Below are 17,834 nucleotides of genomic sequence, written 5' to 3'. Positions count from 1 at the left end.
CTCTCCGTTATTGCGCTTGATCGGCTTTAGCAGACGATTGAATTTCAGATGGGTTCACAGGTGCACCAGGGCGGATTTTTTGTAAACCTTCTACTATTAACTTATCGCCATCACTCAGGCCATCAGTAACAAGCCAATCAGAACCAATAGTTCTATCTACTTTCAATACGCGGCTTTCTACTGTGTTGTCTTTACTGACAACCATTGCTGTTGGTTCGCCTTTTGAATTACGGCTAACGCCACGTTGCGGAGCTAAAATAGCACCCGCCTTAACACCTTCCACAATAGAAGCTCGAGCATACATGCCAGGCAGTAATAATTTTTCTGGGTTTGAAAATTTAGCACGCAGTGTTACTGAGCCAGTACTTGGATCAACGGTCACTTCAGAAAACTGCAATGTGCCTTTATGAGGATAAATAGAGCCATCTTCCATAATAAGTTCAACGTCAGTTTGGCTAGCCGAATCGACAGTTAGAGCACCTGATGATATTGCTTTTTTAAGTTGGGTTAGCTCATTACTTGATTGTGTTAAATCGATATAAATTGGATCAAGCTGAGTTACTGTAGCAAGTGCTGTACTTTGATTGGCACTTACGAGTGCACCCACTGTTACGCTTGATTTACTAATTTGACCACTAATAGGAGAAGAGACGTGGCTGTAATCGAGATTAATTTGCGCTGATTTTAACTGCGCTTTAGCTGTTAATAATTCAGCATTAGCTTGCTTGTATGCGGCATCTGCTTCATCAAAATCTTGTTGGCTCACGGCTTTAATTTTTAAAAGCTCTTTATAACGCGATGCTTTTGATTTAGAGCTGGCAATGCTTGCCTCTGCGCGCGCTACGCTTGCTTCACTTGCTGCTAAGTCTGCTTCAAATGTAGCAGGGTCTATTTGATACAGTGCTTGGCCTTGTTTAACCTCATTACCTTCAACAAATAAACGAGATTGCACAATACCACTTACTTGTGGACGAATTTCAGCAATTTGAAATGCACTAATGCGACCAGGAAGTTCTTTTTTGAGAGTAAGCGCTTGGCTTTTTACTGTAATTACACCCACTGGGACAGCTTTAGGAGCTGAAGCTTGTGACTGCTCAGCAGCCTGATCACAACCAGTTAAAGCAACAGAACCGACGAGGGCTGACAATACAAATAAAGCGATGCGGGAACGCTGCATGTTAAATACCTTTTAGTTTAGAGTGAACGATCATTCTAAATTAAAATGCGCTGATAATGAATCTTAATAAGGAGAAATTTACACAAACTTACACTATTGAGTACAATATACGCCTTAGGTAGCATTTAATGTTAATTTGATGAAAATAGAATCAGAGCTGTTTGAAAATAAAGCAATTAAACAGGTTGAAATAATCACTCATTTTAGGAACGAAGCTTTTAAATAGGCATAAAAAAGCCAAGCAAAAACAGCTTGGCTATTTATATAAACGACTATCTTACTTTTTAAAGGGGGTTGTCGTTCTGTGGATTAATAACTCTTGAAACTAACAACTGCTCTACCCTAATTCCCTCTACATCAACAACTTCAAACTTAAAGCCTGAAAAAGTTAAATGCTCTGCACGTTTAGGGATTCGCTTCATACTGTAAATTAAAAATCCAGCGACAGTTTCATAGTGCATCTGATCAGGAAATTCTTCTATATCAAGTACCTTTGCTAAATCGGTAATTGGAGTTAACCCATCTACAAGCCATGAATTTTTATCGCGCTCTATAATTAATTCATCACCTTGATGAGTAATTAAATCACCCATAAACCCTTTCATTAAGTCTTTTACCGTTACAATACCTACCGAAAGCGCATATTCGTTTACGACAACAGCAAATGGCTTTGCTGCGCTTTTAAACGCATTTAAAGCTTCTGATAGGCTTAATGTTTCCGGTAAGTAAAAAACATCTTTATCAATCAGCTCATCGTTTATATTGGCGGCTTCGCCTTTTAGTACTTGTCGTAAAATATCTTTAGATTCAACAGAGCCATGCAATTTATCTAAATTTCCTGACACTACTAAAAAGTGATTATGAGGGTGATCAATAATTTTGGTCGCAATATCATGGCTAGATTCGTTTAAATCAAAATAGACAATTTGGTCGCGTGGCGTCATTACGCTTGATAAAAACCGCGCTTCTAGGTCAAACACATTACCAATGAGTTCATATTCTTGCTTTTGCAAACTACCATATGCAGCACCCGCTTCCATCATGGCAACAATGTCCTCAGTTGTAACGTTGTCTTCTCGCTCAGCGGGCACTTTAAATAAGCGCAGCACAAAGTTCGTTACCCCATTAAAAAACATCACTAGCGGAGTTAAGGCAAAGGTTACCCAGCGCATTATTGTAACGACTCTAACAGCGACAGCTTCTGGCATGATCATCGCTAAACGCTTTGGCATTAAATCGGCGAACAAGATAAACAGAGATGTAATAGTAAAAAATGAGAATAAAAAGCTAATTTTTTCTAAGTGTGCACCTTGATAAAAAAGCACTAAAACACTTTCAACATAAGGCGATAAAGCCTGCTCGCCCACAATACCACCCAATATCGCAATCGCGTTGAGTGCTATTTGGATCATGGCAAAAAAAGCCCCTGGATTTTCTTGTAGCTTTAATACCGCTGCTGCTTTTATATTTCCTTCATCTGCCATTACTCGCAGTTTTATTTTACGCGACGCTGCAATTGCTATTTCTGACATAGCAAACAACGCACTGATCAAGATCAATAAGCTAATCCCGATTAAATCACCCATTTAACGCTCCAATAAGTTAGCGCTTTTTTAAACAAAAAGCAGCTGGATTATAATCGGTTTTTTAAACGCAGCAATTTATATTTACGAAATATATTTAAGCTATTAATTTTCAATTATTTAAGGGGTAAAACAGTGAGTTTAAAGTGCTTAAATTTTATGAAAGGCAACTTTTAATTGAGAAACTAAAGCCGGATCCATATTTATATTACAGGCAAAAAATAACGGAGACTGAGTTGTATTTAAATCAAGTAATGGTTCTAGTAACTCAAGCTTAGGCTCTGTTTTAACTCGATAGTTAAATTGCTTTTTGTTGAGGATAACAAAATCAAGTATATGGTGACGAGTGCTTATGAGTTTATCTATTTTATCTAGGCTATCGATGAGTAATAAATGCTTGCTTTCACTAAAGCCCCTTTCAAGCAAATAATGATGACTAAAGTTATCACGCAGTACTGCTATTTTGTATTTTTTAGCATCATTGAGAGTGTTTAACTTTATACCTCTGGATTTTAGACCATAAATGGCAGAGTCAAAGCTTTCCAGTTCGCCTACCCAGTTAAACTTACTTTCTCTATTAGGTAATCGAACAATCGAAAATATACAGGTGTTTTTATCGCGTAGCGCTGCATTGTAGGATATGGCCCAACTATGCGCCAACATAGTGTAGTTTATACCTGTACCTTCTAGCGCTTTATGAACTTTTTCGACAGAGCGGCCAACGAGTTTGTTATCTTCATTAATATACTGAAAGTCCGGAAATACTTCCGTTACTATTGTAATTTCAGCTGCATCAACTTTAATACAGCTAATGAACAATAAAAAGATCAACAATTTCATCTAGCGAGGCCTCAACTAACTCATTATATGTATTTAATAAATATAGCTGAGGCTTTATGAACTGCTAGTTTTTAGTCATGTGATGCACACTTATACGCTGATAGTGCTAGCCTTTATAGCTTCTACAGCTTACTTGTTCATTGCACTAATTAAAAAGGCTGAAATTTTAGCGCCTTCTCTAAGTGTCGTCTCAGAGCTTGATTGACCAACTAAAGAGCTGTCGGTAAATGGCGCTATCTCCATCATATCTGCACCCGTAATAGGAAACTCATCCGCAATGGCTGATAAAATATCAAGCGCATGCTGAGGCGTTAAACCGTGATGCTCTGGCGTACCTGTGGCGGATGCAAATTCAGCATCAAGTGCATCAATATCAAAGCTTACGTATATTTCATCAACGTTATCGGCTTTTAACTGTGCAATAGCGTCGGCAGCAACCGCTGCTGCGCCGCGTTCAATGATTTCATGTGCCCAGTGCTGTTTAACACCAAAAGTATTTTCCCAATGCGCTTTAGGCTTGCCACTTGAGCGTATACCAAATTGTATTAAATGATGCGGCGCCGGTAAAAACTCTAATATATGTGTACACCACGAGCCAAAACATAAATCAATACCTAAGCGCTCCACAAGTAAATCAGTATGCGCGTCAAAGTGAATAATAGCCGTGCGCTTACCTTGTTCACGTTTTGCTTTTAAGTACGCTTTAGTAAGTGGGTAACTAATTGAGTGATCGCCACCAATACCAAATAATCCTTTATCTTTAAACGTTGCGTAAAAACTGTCGCACACATCTTCAGTGATTGATAACGGGCTTACGTAATAGTCGTTATCTTCATCACCATATAAGGCTTTTTGGCAATTAGAAATGGTTGCATCATTTAGGTATTTGTCATGAAGTAAATGTGGGATCACACGTACATCTCCTAAGTCAAACGAATGACACTGCGGTTGCTGGTCAATTAATGCTGAGCGCACAAACAACGGTCCCCAGTTTGCGCCGCGTAATATCCCACCGCCACAGTCGGAGCTAATACCTAACATAACGGCTTTATGTGGTGAGTTTGGTAATTCGTTTAAAGACTCGCGCCACAAATTATCAACGTTTTCAGTTTGTCCGTAAAGTTTATTACGCAGCGCGGCTTTGCGCTCTTTTGCAGTATTTACTGTGTATACGCCATCGCCCGGTGCGCACAAACAGTGCTCAACTTTGTTTTTAAATGCTTCAAATTGTGTGCTCATAATAAACTCCTTCGGTTTTTATTCTGTACGTAGCTAATTACTTTTGATTAGTTATGCAAAATCACTAAAAATGCCTAAACTTCAAATAAATGCCACTTTGCTAAATAAGTCAGTGCTTAATATAAGTAAACACGTTGGTTTTTACGTGTTCACTAAAAATTTAAGCCATTGAATTTATTTGATATTAATGAAACTTTGTAATCATCCATTTAATCGTAGTTACGCGCTTGAGTGATACTTATTATGTCTGCTTGAACATGTCAACAGCGTAACAAGGCTACGTATATAAGTACTTGAGTGAATATTCATAGTTGGTGAATAAATCAAATTAGCCCTTAAAATTATTAAGGCTTTATTGGAAGAGTTAAGATAAAACGGACAATCGTCCTGTACTTGGTAAACGTTTCTAGCAATCATGCTAGATTGACAACAAATTATTATAAAAGGCTTAGCTATGGAAAAGGTATTTCACTTAGGACTATGTATTGACGATCTTAAAGGTGCAAAACTTGCGATTGTACCGGGCGATCCAGATCGTGCAGCACGTATTTCACAATTCCTAGACAACCCAACCTGCCTTGCTCAAACTCGCGAGTTTCATGTTTATTTAGGTCAATTAAACGGCCACTCTGTGGTTATATGTTCTACAGGTATTGGTGGTCCATCTACGTCGATTGCAGTAGAAGAATTAGCACAACTTGGCGTGCGTAAATTTTTACGTATTGGTACAACCGGTGCAATTCAGCCACACATTAACGAAGGCGAAATTTTAATTAGCCAAGCGTCTGTACGTTTAGATGGAGCTAGCCAACATTTTGCACCACTTAGCTACCCTGCTGTATCTGACTTTTATGCAACACAAGCTATGGTACAAGCATGTAAAAACCTAAATATCGATTTTCATATTGGTATTACTGCATCAAGCGATACATTCTACCCAGGGCAAGAGCGTTACGATACGCACTCTGGTTACGTTCCTAAATCACTACAAGGTAGCTGCGAAGAGTGGCAAAAATTGGGCGTGATGAACTACGAAATGGAATCGGCAACATTATTTACTATGTGTGCAGCCCTTGGATTACAAGCAGCATGTGTAGCAGGCGTACTTGTTAACCGTACTCGCCAAGAAATACCAAATGTAGACCACGGTGAAATTGAGCGTAAATCTGTAGCAGTAGTATTAGAAGCAGCTAAAGTATTACTTGATTAATACAGGTTATAGTAGTCAGTGAGTGAGTTAATTCGATAGAATGGCTCGCTTTAACAAAGCACAGCGCCGGCTGTGCTTTATTGTATGCAAGCCACTATTTAAGTGGTGCGCTAATTACTTTAAGTGCTGGTAAATGCGTAAAACTGGCAAGTACAGCTTTTGCCACTTGCGACTGGTTTTCACGACCCGCTGTTTCGAGCAATGTTATTCCCTTCACCGTACTTTCGTTAAAGCTAAGCCCAGCTAAAAAGAACTGACTTAGTGCACTTTGTAGTGGCGATAAACTTGGACTGTAAGCTGCATTTTCGGCGTAACTTCCGTAAAAATCACCATCACTAAATGTACTTATTTTTACGGCGCTAAAGTTTTGGCTGTAAGGCACGTACGCATTAAGTGCAAAACGCGCAAGGGTTTCATCAAGGTCTTCAGCGCTAAAATTACCTTGCTGTGGTTTTGGGTTAAATAAGCTAAATTCGTTACCTAAATCGGTAGGTCCAAATGAATGCGGCAGTAATTCAGCAAGTTTAAATTGCTGATCAGGAAGTAAAATATCAAACTCTTTCGCATCAGCTAGTTCGTTCATAAACTGGCGACAATACCCACAAGGCGCATCGCTAATCGCAATTTTAACTATTTTTTTAGCGCCGTTTAACCATGCGTTATTTATAGCCGATTGCTCTGCATGAACCACTAAACTCAATGCTTGATGATCAAACTCTACATTTGCACCAAAGTAAAAGTTTACCTCACCCTTTTCATCAAGCGCTTTAACAATTGCGCCTACATGAAAATCTGACACTGGTGCAACGGCATACTCAGAAGCTAAAGGTATTAAACCTTGTAGTAATACATCATCAGACACATTGAGTTGCGTGCATAACGCTTTAATATTATTAGAATTTAATATGCCACTTTGTGATTTTAATTGACTACGTAATGACGCTGTTTGCGCTACGCTTAATGTGAAGTGCGAATTTGTAAGTGCTGTATCTTGCTGTACAGTAAAAGTTGCTGAAGCCATAATATTTTTTAATTATTCAATGGCTAAGTAGTTTAAAAGGTTAGGGTGTTAAATACCAGCCTATTTAACGCAAAAAAAGGGAGCACATCGCGTGCTCCCTTTAATTTTAACTGGTATACCTAACAAAATAATTAATTGGTATACCTAACAAATAGCACGTTAGCCGGTATTACGCATACCTGCAGCTATACCTGTCATCGTGATCATTAACGCATTATCAATGTCACCTTCGTTTCGTTTTTCCTCTGAGCGAGCACGGCGTAAAAGCTCAACTTGTAATAGGTTAAGTGGATCGGTGTACGGATTACGTAAACTAATCGACTCCTTAATCCAAGGTTGTTCGGCGAGTAGGCTTTTTTGTGGGCTAAGTGATTGCACCAAGCTAATCGCTTCTTGAAGCTCTTTACGAAGTGTTACACCCAATGGTTTGTACATATCTTCCACCAGCGCATTATCGTAATGCTCACTCAACCAGCAATCGGCTTTACTAAATACCATTTCTAGCATTTCTAGGCGCGATCTAAAGAATGGCCACTGTAGGCTCATTTCGTTGAGTGTTTCTGCGCCGTACTTATTAAGCGCAGCTTTTAAGCCAGTTAACGCACCTAACCATGCAGGAAGCATTAAACGGTTTTGGCTCCACGCAAAAATCCATGGAATAGCACGCAGGCTTTCAACGCCACCATTAGGATTACGTTTTGCAGGACGCGAGCCAAGCGGCAACTTAGACAGCTCAAGCTCAGGCGTTGCCATTCTGAAGTAAGGTACAAAGTTTTCATCGTGGCGAACTACATTACGGTAGTGTTCACACGACTCCTCACTTATTAGCTTCATTACTTCGCGCCACTGCGGTTTTGGTTCCGGCGGCGGTAATAAGTTACTTTGTAGTACTGCACCTGCGTAAATATTTAAGCTTTGCAGTGCTACATCGGGTAAACCAAATTTAAAGCGAATCATCTCGCCTTGCTCGGTTACACGCAAGCCACCTTTTAATGAGCCTGGCGGTTGTGAATGCAGCGCTTGTGCAGCAGGTGCGCCACCACGCCCTACTGTGCCACCACGTCCGTGGAATAAAATAAGTTCAATACCACGCTCATCAGCAAGCTGCACTAGTTTATCCATTGCTTCGTACTGCGCCCAACCAGCTGCCATCATACCGGCATCTTTAGCAGAATCAGAGTAACCAATCATTACATTTTGGGTGTTTTTAATGTGCCCGCGATACCAAACATTATCAAGTAATGTAGTAATTACATCACTGCCTGCGTTTAAATCGTCAAGTGTTTCAAACAAGGGTGCTACTGGTAAATCAAAGCTACAGCCGCTTTCTTTTAGCAATAATTGTACTGCTAAAATGTCTGATGCTGTTCGCGCCATCGAAATAATATACAAGCCAAATGTTTGTTCGTCTTGCTTAGCAATAACGTCAAAGGTATCTAGCACTTCTTGAACATCAGGGCTTGGTTGCCAATGTTTTGGAATAAGCGGTCTGCGAGAGTTAAGCTCAGTAAGTAAAAAAGCTTGTTTATCTTGCTCTTGCCATTGGTTGTAGTCGCCTAAACCTAAATAACGAGTCAGCTCAGAAAAAACATCGCTGTGACGAGACGAGTCTTGGCGCACATCGAGTTTAGCTAAACGCAAGCCAAAGCTATTAATACGGTAGAGTAAATCAAGCAATAAGCCATCAGCAACTACTTTCATATTACACTTTAATAACGAGCGGTAGCAGACCTCTACAGGGTGCTTAAGCTGATTAATATCGGTAATTAAATCTTGTGAATCGCTACGCTTATTTTTAATTTTAGCGCCAAGGTGAGCCACGGTCTCTGCAACTTGGTTTTTAAGCTTTTTGATCACCGCTCTGTATGGTTCAAAGTCTTGACCTGCCAACTCAATAAGCTCATCACTGGCGTCTGACATAGAGAGTTCAGCGCATAACGTTTTTAAATCTTGAATATATAAGTTAAGCGCCATCCAACGACCGTGGTCAAGCACCTCTGCTGTAACCTGCGATGTTACAAATGGATTTCCATCACGGTCTCCACCCATCCAAGATGTGAACTCAATCGGGCTGTAATCTTTTGGTAGCTCTAAACTTAATTGCTCTTTAACATTGGCTGAAAATTCACGTAAAAAGCGCGGAACAGCGTGCCAAAGACTGTTTTCGATTACCGCATAACCCCATTTAGCTTCATCAACTGGCGTTGGGCGAGAGCGACGAATGTCGTCGGTATGCCAAGCCTGGCTAATAAGCTGTTCAATACGATTTAAAATAGCATCTCGCTCTAGCGGTAAGTTATCTTTTCGCTCTAATGACGCTAAGCAATCACTTAGTTCAACATGTTTGTTAATAATAGTACGGCGCGTCACCTCGGTTGGGTGGGCGGTTAATACTAAGTTTATGTGGAGTTTTGAGAGTGTTTCGGCCAAATGATTACTATCTAGCTGGCCTTGTTCTGCTTTTGTAACTAACGTTTTTAATGTTTGAGTGAGAGGGTTTTGTTGACCAAGGCCAACGTCATTAAAACGCGAAACGGTATGAAATTGTTCTGCTACATTAGCAAGGTTTAAAAAATGATTAAATGAACGGGCAACCGGCAAAAGCTCTTCATCACTAAGCGCATGTAAAACGTCTATTAGCGCTTGTCTGTCGTCTTCATTACCACTGCGAGATGATTTAGATAAAGCCCGAATTTCTTCTACTTTATCTAAAATAGCTTGGCCTTGAGCATCCTTAATAGTTTGTCCTAGTAATTGCCCAAGTAAATTTACATTACCTCGCAAGGCGGCATATTGTTCACTCATTTCTCATTCTCCTTTGTTTCGTAGGACACTATTAATATCATCATGAAGAGATATTTAATAGATCCATTTGCAATGTCTTGTCGTAAAAAAGTATATATAAAATAATCACAAAGCAATTACATGATCATTTTTTACGATGGAAACTGCCCTCTTTGCAGCACCGAAATGCAGCAACTAAAACACGCAGACTCTAAAAATCTAATTACGCTTGAAGATCTTAACGCGAGCGACTTTAGTGAACGCTACTCGTATATTGATAAAGACAAAGCAATGAACTACCTGCAAGCCCAAAAGCAATCAGGTGAAATGATTTACGGGCTTGATGTAACGTACGAAGCATGGAAAATAGTGGGTAAACACAGCTGGTTGAAAATTTTTCGCTTGCCAATAATTCGCTTTTTCGCTGACTGCGGATACCTGTTATTTGCTAAGTATAGGCACCCCATCAGTCGCTTTTTAATGCCAAATACTCAGTGCAGTAACGGCCAATGTGGACTAAAAGCAAAAGGTGATAAATGAAAATCATTGTTTTATTCGGCGCAAGCAGTGCCATAGCAAATGCATATATAGAACATTTACAAATAAACACGCCTACTCATCAGATTGTTTGTATTAGTTCAAAAAGTATTGAATCTGACTCTAGTGTTGTCCACCTGCATACTGACTACACAAAACAAAGTTTAGCGCGCGTTACTAATTACCTAAAAGAGCAAAATGCCGATATACAACAAGTTATTATATTCAATGGTACACTGCACAACGAAACCCATATGCCCGAAAAAAAGCTGGAGGATTTAGACGCTGAGTATTTTAGCCAACTTCTCAATTCAAACACCCTAACTCCCCTACTTTGCTTGCAGAGTATTTTGCCGCTCTTAACACATAAAACGCACTGTACTATTACAGCACTCAGTGCGCGTGTAGGCAGCATTAACGACAATAAATTAGGCGGTTGGTATACGTATCGCGCCTCTAAGGCAGCTCTTAACATGCTATTTAAAACCGCAGCGATTGAGCTTTCACGCCGAGCTAAAAATACCAAGCTCGTTTTATTTCACCCAGGGACTACTGATACTGCGCTTTCAAAGCCATTTCAAAAAAACGTACCCGCTGGAAAACTCTTTACAGCTGAATTTGTAGCTAAGCAGCTTTTTACACTTACTTTTAATAACCTTCATTTAGAACTCAATGGTGAGCCTGCCTACTTAGATTGGCAAGGCAAAACCATACCGTGGTAAGGACCTTTAATGCATTTTACTAAAGAACGCATAAACGCACTTGAAAAACACACTCGTACTCATTTAATTAATTCGCTTTCGGGTTTTAAAAGCGCCAACTTAATTGGCACGCAAGACAAACAAGGCAATACTAATCTCGCCATTGTTAGCTCTGTTATTCATTTAGGGGCTCATCCGCCGCTAGTTGGCATGATAATGCGCCCAAATAGCGTGCCTCGACATACGTTCGAAAACATAATCGAAACCGGTAGTTACACCATTAACCAGGTTAATAAAGCTATTTATAAGCAAGCTCATCAAACATCAGCCCGCTACGACAAAGGCGAGTCGGAATTTGCGGCGACAGGTTTAACGCCCGAATATTTAAATGACTTTGCAGCGCCTTTTGTTAAAGAAAGCCGCTTAAAGTACTCGGTTAAATTTGTAGAAAACCAACATTTAGCCATCAATGGCACAGAGCTTGTAATCGGTGAAATCACTGATGTGTATTTAGATGAAGTAGCACTTCAAAGTGATGGCTTTTTAGATTTACAGGCTATTGAAACGGTGGCAGTAACCGGGCTTGATAGCTACCACACAAGTAATAAACTCACGCGTTTACCTTACGCTAAAAAATAATATGCCATTTTAAGAGGCTATAAACTAATAGCCTCTTATCGCATAACATTGAATTTTACCTTGGTATTAATCACACTAGCTAAAAATCCAAGGAGAAAAATATGACCACCATAGGTATTGGTACACAATCAAGCGAGCAAGCGCTGGCAAGCCTAAGTAACATGACGCAAACGCTGACCCCTATCGCAGCTGACGAACATTTAGAGCGCATAGCCAAGGCTCAAGCGTATATGCTAGCAAACAACATAGATGCAATTTATTTAAACGCTGGCACCAACCTTACCTACTTTACAGGCATGAAATGGTACGCGAGCGAACGTATGGTTGGCGCGATATTACCCGCCCTTGGTGAAGTACAATACATTGCGCCTTATTTCGAAATTGGTTCACTAAACGGGTTTAAAGTAATAGATGGGCCTATTCATGGGTGGCAAGAGCACGAAAATCCTTATGCACTTTTTGTCGAAGTATTAAAAAAGTTAAACATTAATGAAAACGCAACTATTGGCATTGATGAAAGCGCACAATTTTTTATATTCGACGGCATTAATAAAGCACAAATGGGTTTAACCCTCATAAATGCACAACCTGTAACGGCGCATTGCCGTATGCATAAATCAGTTCATGAACTTAGCTTAATGCAACGCGCGATGGACATGACCTTAGCCGTACATCAAGCCACAGCAAGCATGCTTTATGAGGGAATAACCACCACCGAAGTAGAAGCTTTTATTAAGCAAGCACACCAAAAAGTAGGTGCACCAGGTAACTATTTCTGTATTGTTTTATTTGGTGTTGCAACGTCTTTCCCGCACGGTGTTAAAGATGCCCAAATACTTAAAAAAGGCGATATGGTACTAATTGATACTGGCTGTAAAGTACACGATTACTTATCAGATATAACCCGTACCTATGTATTTGGCGAACCAACAATGCGCCAACGGATGTTTTGGGATCATGAAAAAGCAGCGCAAATGGCCGCGTTTAATGCAGCTAAAATTGGTGCTACGTGCGAAGACGTTGACGCGGGCGCACGTAACTATTTAGCAGCGCAAGGGCTAGGCCCGCAGTACCAAACACCGGGTTGCCCGCATCGAACGGGGCACGGCATTGGGCTAGATATTCACGAATGGCCATACTTAGTTGGCGGTGATAAAACCCTACTTGCCCCAGGCATGTGCTTTAGTAACGAGCCAATGTTAGTTATACCCGATGAATTTGGCGTGCGTTTAGAAGATCATTTTTACATGACCGACAACGGCCCTCATTGGTTTACACAACCAAGTTATAGTATTGACGACCCATTTGGCCTTAACGCTTAAAACTGAATACCTTCAAGAGCAGCTGCTTAGCTGCTCTTTTTAGTTTGGCATTGATAAAGTGCAGTTCATCCCAATATCCCCTGTTATACCAAAGCAATCCTCAAAAGGATAAATATGAAAAACTTTAAAATTGATATCGTTTCAGACGTAATGTGCCCTTGGTGTGTAGTGGGTTATAAAAACCTAGAAACTGCACTAGAGCAACTCAAAGACGAAATGAGCGCAGATATTACGTGGCATCCTTTTGAACTAAACCCAGATATGCCAATTGAAGGTCAAGACTTAAACGAACACTTAATGCAAAAGTACAACCTAAGTGAAGAGCAAGGCGACGAAAATCGTAAAAACATGTTCGAAGCCGGTCAGCGTGCTGGGTTTACCTTTAATTTTGATGGCAAACGTATCATGATCAACAGCTTTGATTTGCATCGTTTATTAATGTGGGCACGTGAAGAAGGTAAGCAAACGAAGCTAAAACTCGCCTTTTTTGAAGCGCACTTCACTGATTTAAAATACTTAAATCAAGAAGAAGCACTACTCGACGTTGTTGAAAAAGTAGGTCTTGATAAAGAAACTGCACGCGGTATTCTACATTCAGACAAATACGTACAAGACGTACGCCAAGAGCAAGACAACTTTAAACAGATGGGTATTACGTCAGTACCTACGTTTATCATAAACGATAAGTATGCACTTACTGGCGGACAACCAAGCGACTCATTCATTCAAGCACTAAAACAAATTAGTGAAGAAGAAGCTAAGCAAGACGCTTAATACACAAATAAAGTTTAAAATTAAGAAAGGCTGCACATTGCAGCCTTTCTTGTATATTCATCAGTTCAAAAAAGACAAATTTATTATTTACCTTGAATCTCTTTTGGTGTCATTATAGAAACGACCTCTAACAAATCGATAATAATACCTACAAAGGGATTTATAATGAAATATATAATTACAACATTGACGTCACTGTTTCTTTTAACCGCTTGTTCGACAACACATCTACCTGATAGCCCTAACTCTACACTGATAATGCCCAGTCCTGCGGAGTATCCAATTAAAAGTGTCCGTGAAAAAATTGAAGGTAGTGTGACAATGTCTTTTGATGTAGATACATCTGGTAAGCCAGTTAATATTAAAGTGATTAAAGCTGAGCCTGTGAAAATTTTTGATAAAGCAGCGATTCGCTCTCTTTCTAAATGGCGTTATGCACCTAAAGTAGTTAATGGTATTGCGGTAGTTGATGAAGACTTAGAAATGACTATAGATTTTAATTTAGCAAAATAATAACTAACTAAAACTAAAAAAAGCTGCACATTGCAGCCTTTTTCTATACAGCGAAGGTTACTTCTTTACTTAAAAGTAAACTAAGTACGATAAAGTACTTTAATTACATGCCAGCCAAATTTAGTTTTAACTAGGTGGGGCTCTAAAATTTCGCCTTTAAATGCAACCTTATCGAACTGTGGTAGATATTAAGCAAGACAGGCACCTATTTTTACGCAGACAGCCTAATAAATCACCGGCCAAGTGTCCTATCCATCCAGAAGGATTTGTAACAACTGTGGCTGAAGTTCCTAAGGCAATAAACTAAGATGACACCCATCCTAATTCTTAGTTCGTCAAAGTGTAAATTTAGGATAGGTGATGAAATAGACGCTTGCTAAGACGCGTTAATCGCTAAACAGTTTAAATAAACTAAGTACGATAAAGTACTTTAATTACATGCCAGCCAAATTTTGTTTTAACTAGGTGGGGTTCTAAAATTGCGCCTTTAAATGCAATTTTATCAAACTGAGGGACCATTTGTCCGCGTCTAAATTCACCTAAGTCACCGCCTTTTTTACCCGATGGGCATGATGAGTATTTTTTAGCTAAGGTCTGAAACTTTGCACCTTTACCTAATTGCTTAATAATATCTTCTGCAATCTCTTTGTGCTTTACCAAAATGTGAAGTGCATGTGCTGTGTTTGCCATGAAAAAAGCCTTTTATACCGTTAGCTAAAATTAAACGCGGCGATTTTAACACAACCCTATAAACCTAGCATCTACTTATACTGCAGTGTATTAACGCTACTGCATTGTATTAACGCCTAATTTATAAATAATGTTTAGCATCATCTGGGTTGGGTATTCTGCAGTACTGATATTTACCAAATAACGTATAGCGGTTTAAAGCAACCCTATCGTATAGCCAATTATTAAAACTATTTGGCAAAATACTAAATACGTTTGCTAGTTTGTATGGGTAACCTAGCTGCTTAACAACATTAAAAAAAGCATGGCTTTGTGTAAATGCTTTACCATTTTCAACAAGCACCATTGAAGCGTATTCACTGGTTGAAAAACCAAAGTGTGTTAACAACAGTTCTCCTTTTGGAGATTGCACGCTGCATAATTTAAAAATAGTATTTTTATCGTGAGCAATAATAAAGTTACACCACGCGCTGCACAGCTTACATTGCGCATCAAATAATATAATTTTTTGATTTTGCATTATTGTCACTGCATCATCGCTCATAACACTTTCCTTAAATTAAGTAATAAATTACTGCTGCACCGGCTTTTTTTGTAACTTGCGCTGCAAAGTACGTCTATGCATATTAAGTTGCCGCGCGGTAACCGACACATTGCCATTATTACTGTGTAATACTTGTTGAATATGCTCCCACTCTAAGCGCTCCGGCGACATAACCGCATCATCAATAACATTCGATGCCGATGCCACAGGATCGGTGTTAAGCGCTTTTAATAATGTTGCCATATCAACCGGCTTAGTAAGGTAATCGTTTGCGCCTAAACGCATTGCCTCTACTGCGGTTGCTATACTTGCAAACCCGGTTAGTAAAACAATATGAGCTTGGGGGAGCAAACTACGCAGCGGCTTTATTAGTGTCAGTCCGTTATCGTCTCCTAGTTTCATGTCTAATAAAACAAAGTCGGGCAATAATTTACGCGCAGCAAGTAACGCATCACTTTGGTTATGCGCCACCTCACAGGTAAAGCTTTGTTTAGTTAAGCGCCTTGCCAGTGTGCTGGCTAAATTTATGTCGTCTTCAATTATAAGTAACTTCATGAGGCGTTATTCTCAGTGTTTACAATAGCAAGTTTAACTTTGCCGACAGCGCCGCCATCTGCATGGTTAAACAAGGTAAGTGAGCCATTTAAACGCTCAAAAGTAACGTTTGATAAAAGCACAGCAAGCCCCATTCCTTGATCGCTTGGCATAAGTTGACCACCCAGCTCTGCTAATTGCGATGATGAAAAGCCACGGCCAAAATCGCGAATTAACAAGTAAACGCACTCACTATGTAAGTTATCTTGCTGCCAACTCAGCTCTAATTGAGTTTGGCCTTGTTTTTGATTAGCGAGCGCAGCATTTTGCAATAAATTTAAAATAGCAGGCAATAACATCGCATCACTCAATAGCGTTGCCGCAATAGGTGGCGTAATCCATTTAATGTGCTGATCAGGGTATTGCAGTAAAAGCGTATCTGTAATTTGCGTTTGCAGTTGCTTTACGGTGGTATGCTCTTGTGAATTTTTAAGACGTAATTGCTCTGAGAGTTTTCTAAAGTCGTTAAGTTGCGTACTACACTGAGTAAGCGGCGCTTGCATGTGCTTTACAATAGGGTTGTTTGGTTGGTCTTCTAATAACTCTTCAAACAATAGCTGTAAATTTGCAATTGGGGTCGCTAGTTGATGGGTGATTTGTGCAGCGGCCCCATCAAGGGTAACAAGCTGTTCATTACGCAATTGTTTTTCACGCACGTTTGCAATAATTCGCTCTCGCTCTTTAAGTGCCCTGCTCATTGCGCCAATAACAAGTGCAATTACGCTGGCACTTAAAACAAAATTAACCCACATGCCAATAAAATGACTACTCATATTCATTTGATGCATACTGTGATCGGGCATCTTTATAAGTAGCAAACTGTATGCGGCAATGGCTAATACCGCAATATAAGCTAATCCTTTTTCTCGCAGCGTAACAGCAGCGATCATTATCGGGAGCAATAACAGCGAAACAAATGCATTAGTTGCACCGCCGCTTAGCGATAGTAAAACCGTTAAAAATAATACGTCTGCAGTTAACTGCATCAACATACCCAAAGGTTTTGCGCGACTTACATTACGATAAGCAAATAGGCTAATAAGCTGAAACACAGCCTCAACGGCAATAACAATAAGTAAAGGCAGTAATGCAATTTGATGTTCTAGTAAAAAATAAACGCTAAGTACCGCAATTAATTGCACGGCAATAGCGCCGCTTCGCAGCATTAATAATCGACTAATGGTGGGGTCGGTACGCATTAACAACAGGTTATTGCCCAATCAAATGTTTAATAAGGTTATTTTAACGGTTATATGATTTTTAATCATCATCCATCGAAATTGAAAACGGCGCACAAGGCGTTCCTTGGTGAAACACCATTTTCCATTGTTCATTACTTTTACGCCAAAGCGACATACGCAATGAATAATTAAACTCAGCGCGAGCAGAGCGCCTAAAAGCAGCTTGGTAACTAAGTTGCACCACATCATCGCTCAGCATTCGGCCCTTAAAATGCTGATTATAAAACTGTGGCACAACCTCGGTAGGTAAGCGGGTAAGTACTTGGTATTTATTAAATGTAGTGCCATTGGCAGCAATTTCGATAAATTCATCATCGAGTAAAGCATCTAATGCGCGCTCAGATTGGCGAACTTCTGGGTCTAGTAACTGGCGCTCAGCTTCAATCAAATGATTAAACAACGACACTTTTATTTTGCTGCTCATA

The 17,834-nt window shown here is 39.7% G+C and carries 18 protein-coding genes and 1 pseudogene; 7 read left to right on the top strand and 12 right to left on the bottom strand.

Features of this window, described 5'->3' with window-relative positions; genetic code table 11:
• Window positions 1-7 precede the first annotated feature (7 nt).
• The 4 genes from FFU37_RS19570 to FFU37_RS19550 form a co-directional block, all read right to left on the bottom strand.
• Window positions 8-1,177 (bottom strand): efflux RND transporter periplasmic adaptor subunit, encoded by a 1,170-nt coding sequence (locus FFU37_RS19570; protein ID WP_024594995.1) that lies wholly within the window; start codon window positions 1,175-1,177, stop codon window positions 8-10.
• Between the two features lie 284 nt (window positions 1,178-1,461).
• Window positions 1,462-2,763, bottom strand: a complete 1,302-nt coding sequence (paeA, locus tag FFU37_RS19560; RefSeq protein ID WP_002959027.1) for a polyamine export protein PaeA — start codon at window positions 2,761-2,763, stop codon at window positions 1,462-1,464.
• A gap of 147 nt (window positions 2,764-2,910) precedes the next feature.
• On the bottom strand, window positions 2,911-3,600 hold the full coding sequence (locus FFU37_RS19555) for a transporter substrate-binding domain-containing protein (protein WP_138490374.1): 690 nt from the start codon (window positions 3,598-3,600) through the stop codon (window positions 2,911-2,913).
• A 129-nt stretch (window positions 3,601-3,729) separates the two neighbouring features.
• Window positions 3,730-4,839 carry an arginase family protein gene (locus tag FFU37_RS19550; protein WP_024605708.1) on the bottom strand — a complete coding sequence of 370 codons (1,110 nt, stop codon included), beginning with the start codon at window positions 4,837-4,839 and terminating at the stop codon, window positions 3,730-3,732.
• 454 nt (window positions 4,840-5,293) lie between these two features.
• On the opposite strand from FFU37_RS19550, the gene udp reads away from it, so the two are divergent.
• Complete coding sequence (gene udp, locus FFU37_RS19545; protein WP_007375563.1) at window positions 5,294-6,049, top strand: uridine phosphorylase; 756 nt, start codon at window positions 5,294-5,296, stop codon at window positions 6,047-6,049.
• A 94-nt stretch (window positions 6,050-6,143) separates the two neighbouring features.
• Here udp and cdd read toward each other — a convergent pair whose 3' ends face one another.
• Window positions 6,144-7,070, bottom strand: a complete 927-nt coding sequence (gene cdd, locus FFU37_RS19540; RefSeq protein ID WP_138490373.1) for a cytidine deaminase — start codon at window positions 7,068-7,070, stop codon at window positions 6,144-6,146.
• A gap of 159 nt (window positions 7,071-7,229) precedes the next feature.
• Window positions 7,230-9,875 (bottom strand): phosphoenolpyruvate carboxylase, encoded by a 2,646-nt coding sequence (gene ppc / locus FFU37_RS19535; RefSeq protein WP_002959021.1) that lies wholly within the window; start codon window positions 9,873-9,875, stop codon window positions 7,230-7,232.
• Between the two features lie 120 nt (window positions 9,876-9,995).
• Here ppc and FFU37_RS19530 point away from each other — a divergent pair, with 120 nt between their 5' ends.
• From FFU37_RS19530 to FFU37_RS19505, 6 genes are all read left to right on the top strand, one after another.
• Complete coding sequence (locus tag FFU37_RS19530; protein ID WP_024594554.1) at window positions 9,996-10,394, top strand: thiol-disulfide oxidoreductase DCC family protein; 399 nt, start codon at window positions 9,996-9,998, stop codon at window positions 10,392-10,394.
• Window positions 10,391-11,113: an SDR family NAD(P)-dependent oxidoreductase gene (locus FFU37_RS19525; RefSeq protein ID WP_138490372.1), complete on the top strand. Its 723-nt coding sequence runs from the start codon at window positions 10,391-10,393 to the stop codon at window positions 11,111-11,113. Before FFU37_RS19530 ends, FFU37_RS19525 begins: the two co-directional genes overlap by 4 nt.
• Window positions 11,114-11,122: 9 nt before the next feature.
• The gene (locus tag FFU37_RS19520; RefSeq protein ID WP_007375568.1) at window positions 11,123-11,731 is read left to right on the top strand and encodes a flavin reductase family protein; all 609 of its coding nucleotides are present in this window, start codon (window positions 11,123-11,125) and stop codon (window positions 11,729-11,731) included.
• A gap of 101 nt (window positions 11,732-11,832) precedes the next feature.
• A complete protein-coding gene (locus FFU37_RS19515; RefSeq protein WP_138490371.1) occupies window positions 11,833-13,053 on the top strand; it encodes a M24 family metallopeptidase in 1,221 nt (406 codons plus the stop codon).
• Window positions 13,054-13,167: 114 nt separating this feature from the next.
• Complete coding sequence (locus tag FFU37_RS19510; RefSeq protein ID WP_024591839.1) at window positions 13,168-13,827, top strand: DsbA family oxidoreductase; 660 nt, start codon at window positions 13,168-13,170, stop codon at window positions 13,825-13,827.
• A 165-nt stretch (window positions 13,828-13,992) separates the two neighbouring features.
• Entirely contained in the window at window positions 13,993-14,340 is a 348-nt protein-coding gene (locus tag FFU37_RS19505) for an energy transducer TonB (protein ID WP_039488466.1), read from the top strand.
• 80 nt (window positions 14,341-14,420) lie between these two features.
• Here FFU37_RS19505 and FFU37_RS19500 read toward each other — a convergent pair.
• The 6 genes and pseudogenes from FFU37_RS19500 to FFU37_RS19475 all read right to left on the bottom strand — a co-directional run.
• Window positions 14,421-14,525: pseudogene (locus tag FFU37_RS19500) on the bottom strand (peptidylprolyl isomerase); the annotation flags it as partial.
• A 226-nt stretch (window positions 14,526-14,751) separates the two neighbouring features.
• Window positions 14,752-15,030, bottom strand: coding sequence for a peptidylprolyl isomerase (locus FFU37_RS19495; protein WP_002959014.1), 279 nt, complete (start codon window positions 15,028-15,030; stop codon window positions 14,752-14,754).
• Between the two features lie 121 nt (window positions 15,031-15,151).
• On the bottom strand, window positions 15,152-15,574 hold the full coding sequence (locus FFU37_RS19490; protein ID WP_138490370.1) for a thiol-disulfide oxidoreductase DCC family protein: 423 nt from the start codon (window positions 15,572-15,574) through the stop codon (window positions 15,152-15,154).
• 27 nt (window positions 15,575-15,601) lie between these two features.
• Window positions 15,602-16,129, bottom strand: coding sequence for a response regulator transcription factor (locus tag FFU37_RS19485; protein WP_138490369.1), 528 nt, complete (start codon window positions 16,127-16,129; stop codon window positions 15,602-15,604).
• Window positions 16,126-17,367, bottom strand: a complete 1,242-nt coding sequence (locus tag FFU37_RS19480; protein WP_175413931.1) for an ATP-binding protein — start codon at window positions 17,365-17,367, stop codon at window positions 16,126-16,128. Before FFU37_RS19480 ends, FFU37_RS19485 begins: the two co-directional genes overlap by 4 nt.
• Before the next feature lie 61 nt (window positions 17,368-17,428).
• The gene (locus FFU37_RS19475) at window positions 17,429-17,833 is read right to left on the bottom strand and encodes a nuclear transport factor 2 family protein (protein WP_002959009.1); all 405 of its coding nucleotides are present in this window, start codon (window positions 17,831-17,833) and stop codon (window positions 17,429-17,431) included.
• Between the last annotated feature and the right edge of the window lies 1 nt (window position 17,834).

This window comes from Pseudoalteromonas distincta (assembly GCF_005877035.1).
GTDB classification, from domain to species: domain Bacteria; phylum Pseudomonadota; class Gammaproteobacteria; order Enterobacterales; family Alteromonadaceae; genus Pseudoalteromonas; species Pseudoalteromonas distincta.
The sequence above is the reverse complement of the archived record's forward strand: the minus strand, read 5'-3'. Positions and strand labels throughout refer to the sequence as shown.

What these genes read in the sequence shown, in the direction of transcription:
- FFU37_RS19570 (WP_024594995.1), bottom strand. Translation starts at nt 1,177, where the DNA reads ATGCAGCGTTCCCGCATCGCTTTATTTGTATTGTCAGCCCTCGTCGGT.
- paeA (WP_002959027.1), bottom strand. Translation starts at nt 2,763, where the DNA reads ATGGGTGATTTAATCGGGATTAGCTTATTGATCTTGATCAGTGCGTTG.
- FFU37_RS19555 (WP_138490374.1), bottom strand. Translation starts at nt 3,600, where the DNA reads ATGAAATTGTTGATCTTTTTATTGTTCATTAGCTGTATTAAAGTTGAT.
- FFU37_RS19550 (WP_024605708.1), bottom strand. Translation starts at nt 4,839, where the DNA reads ATGAGCACACAATTTGAAGCATTTAAAAACAAAGTTGAGCACTGTTTG.
- udp (WP_007375563.1), top strand. Translation starts at nt 5,294, where the DNA reads ATGGAAAAGGTATTTCACTTAGGACTATGTATTGACGATCTTAAAGGT.
- cdd (WP_138490373.1), bottom strand. Translation starts at nt 7,070, where the DNA reads ATGGCTTCAGCAACTTTTACTGTACAGCAAGATACAGCACTTACAAAT.
- ppc (WP_002959021.1), bottom strand. Translation starts at nt 9,875, where the DNA reads ATGAGTGAACAATATGCCGCCTTGCGAGGTAATGTAAATTTACTTGGG.
- FFU37_RS19530 (WP_024594554.1), top strand. Translation starts at nt 9,996, where the DNA reads ATGATCATTTTTTACGATGGAAACTGCCCTCTTTGCAGCACCGAAATG.
- FFU37_RS19525 (WP_138490372.1), top strand. Translation starts at nt 10,391, where the DNA reads ATGAAAATCATTGTTTTATTCGGCGCAAGCAGTGCCATAGCAAATGCA.
- FFU37_RS19520 (WP_007375568.1), top strand. Translation starts at nt 11,123, where the DNA reads ATGCATTTTACTAAAGAACGCATAAACGCACTTGAAAAACACACTCGT.
- FFU37_RS19515 (WP_138490371.1), top strand. Translation starts at nt 11,833, where the DNA reads ATGACCACCATAGGTATTGGTACACAATCAAGCGAGCAAGCGCTGGCA.
- FFU37_RS19510 (WP_024591839.1), top strand. Translation starts at nt 13,168, where the DNA reads ATGAAAAACTTTAAAATTGATATCGTTTCAGACGTAATGTGCCCTTGG.
- FFU37_RS19505 (WP_039488466.1), top strand. Translation starts at nt 13,993, where the DNA reads ATGAAATATATAATTACAACATTGACGTCACTGTTTCTTTTAACCGCT.
- FFU37_RS19495 (WP_002959014.1), bottom strand. Translation starts at nt 15,030, where the DNA reads ATGGCAAACACAGCACATGCACTTCACATTTTGGTAAAGCACAAAGAG.
- FFU37_RS19490 (WP_138490370.1), bottom strand. Translation starts at nt 15,574, where the DNA reads ATGAGCGATGATGCAGTGACAATAATGCAAAATCAAAAAATTATATTA.
- FFU37_RS19485 (WP_138490369.1), bottom strand. Translation starts at nt 16,129, where the DNA reads ATGAAGTTACTTATAATTGAAGACGACATAAATTTAGCCAGCACACTG.
- FFU37_RS19480 (WP_175413931.1), bottom strand. Translation starts at nt 17,367, where the DNA reads ATGCGTACCGACCCCACCATTAGTCGATTATTAATGCTGCGAAGCGGC.
- FFU37_RS19475 (WP_002959009.1), bottom strand. Translation starts at nt 17,833, where the DNA reads ATGAGCAGCAAAATAAAAGTGTCGTTGTTTAATCATTTGATTGAAGCT.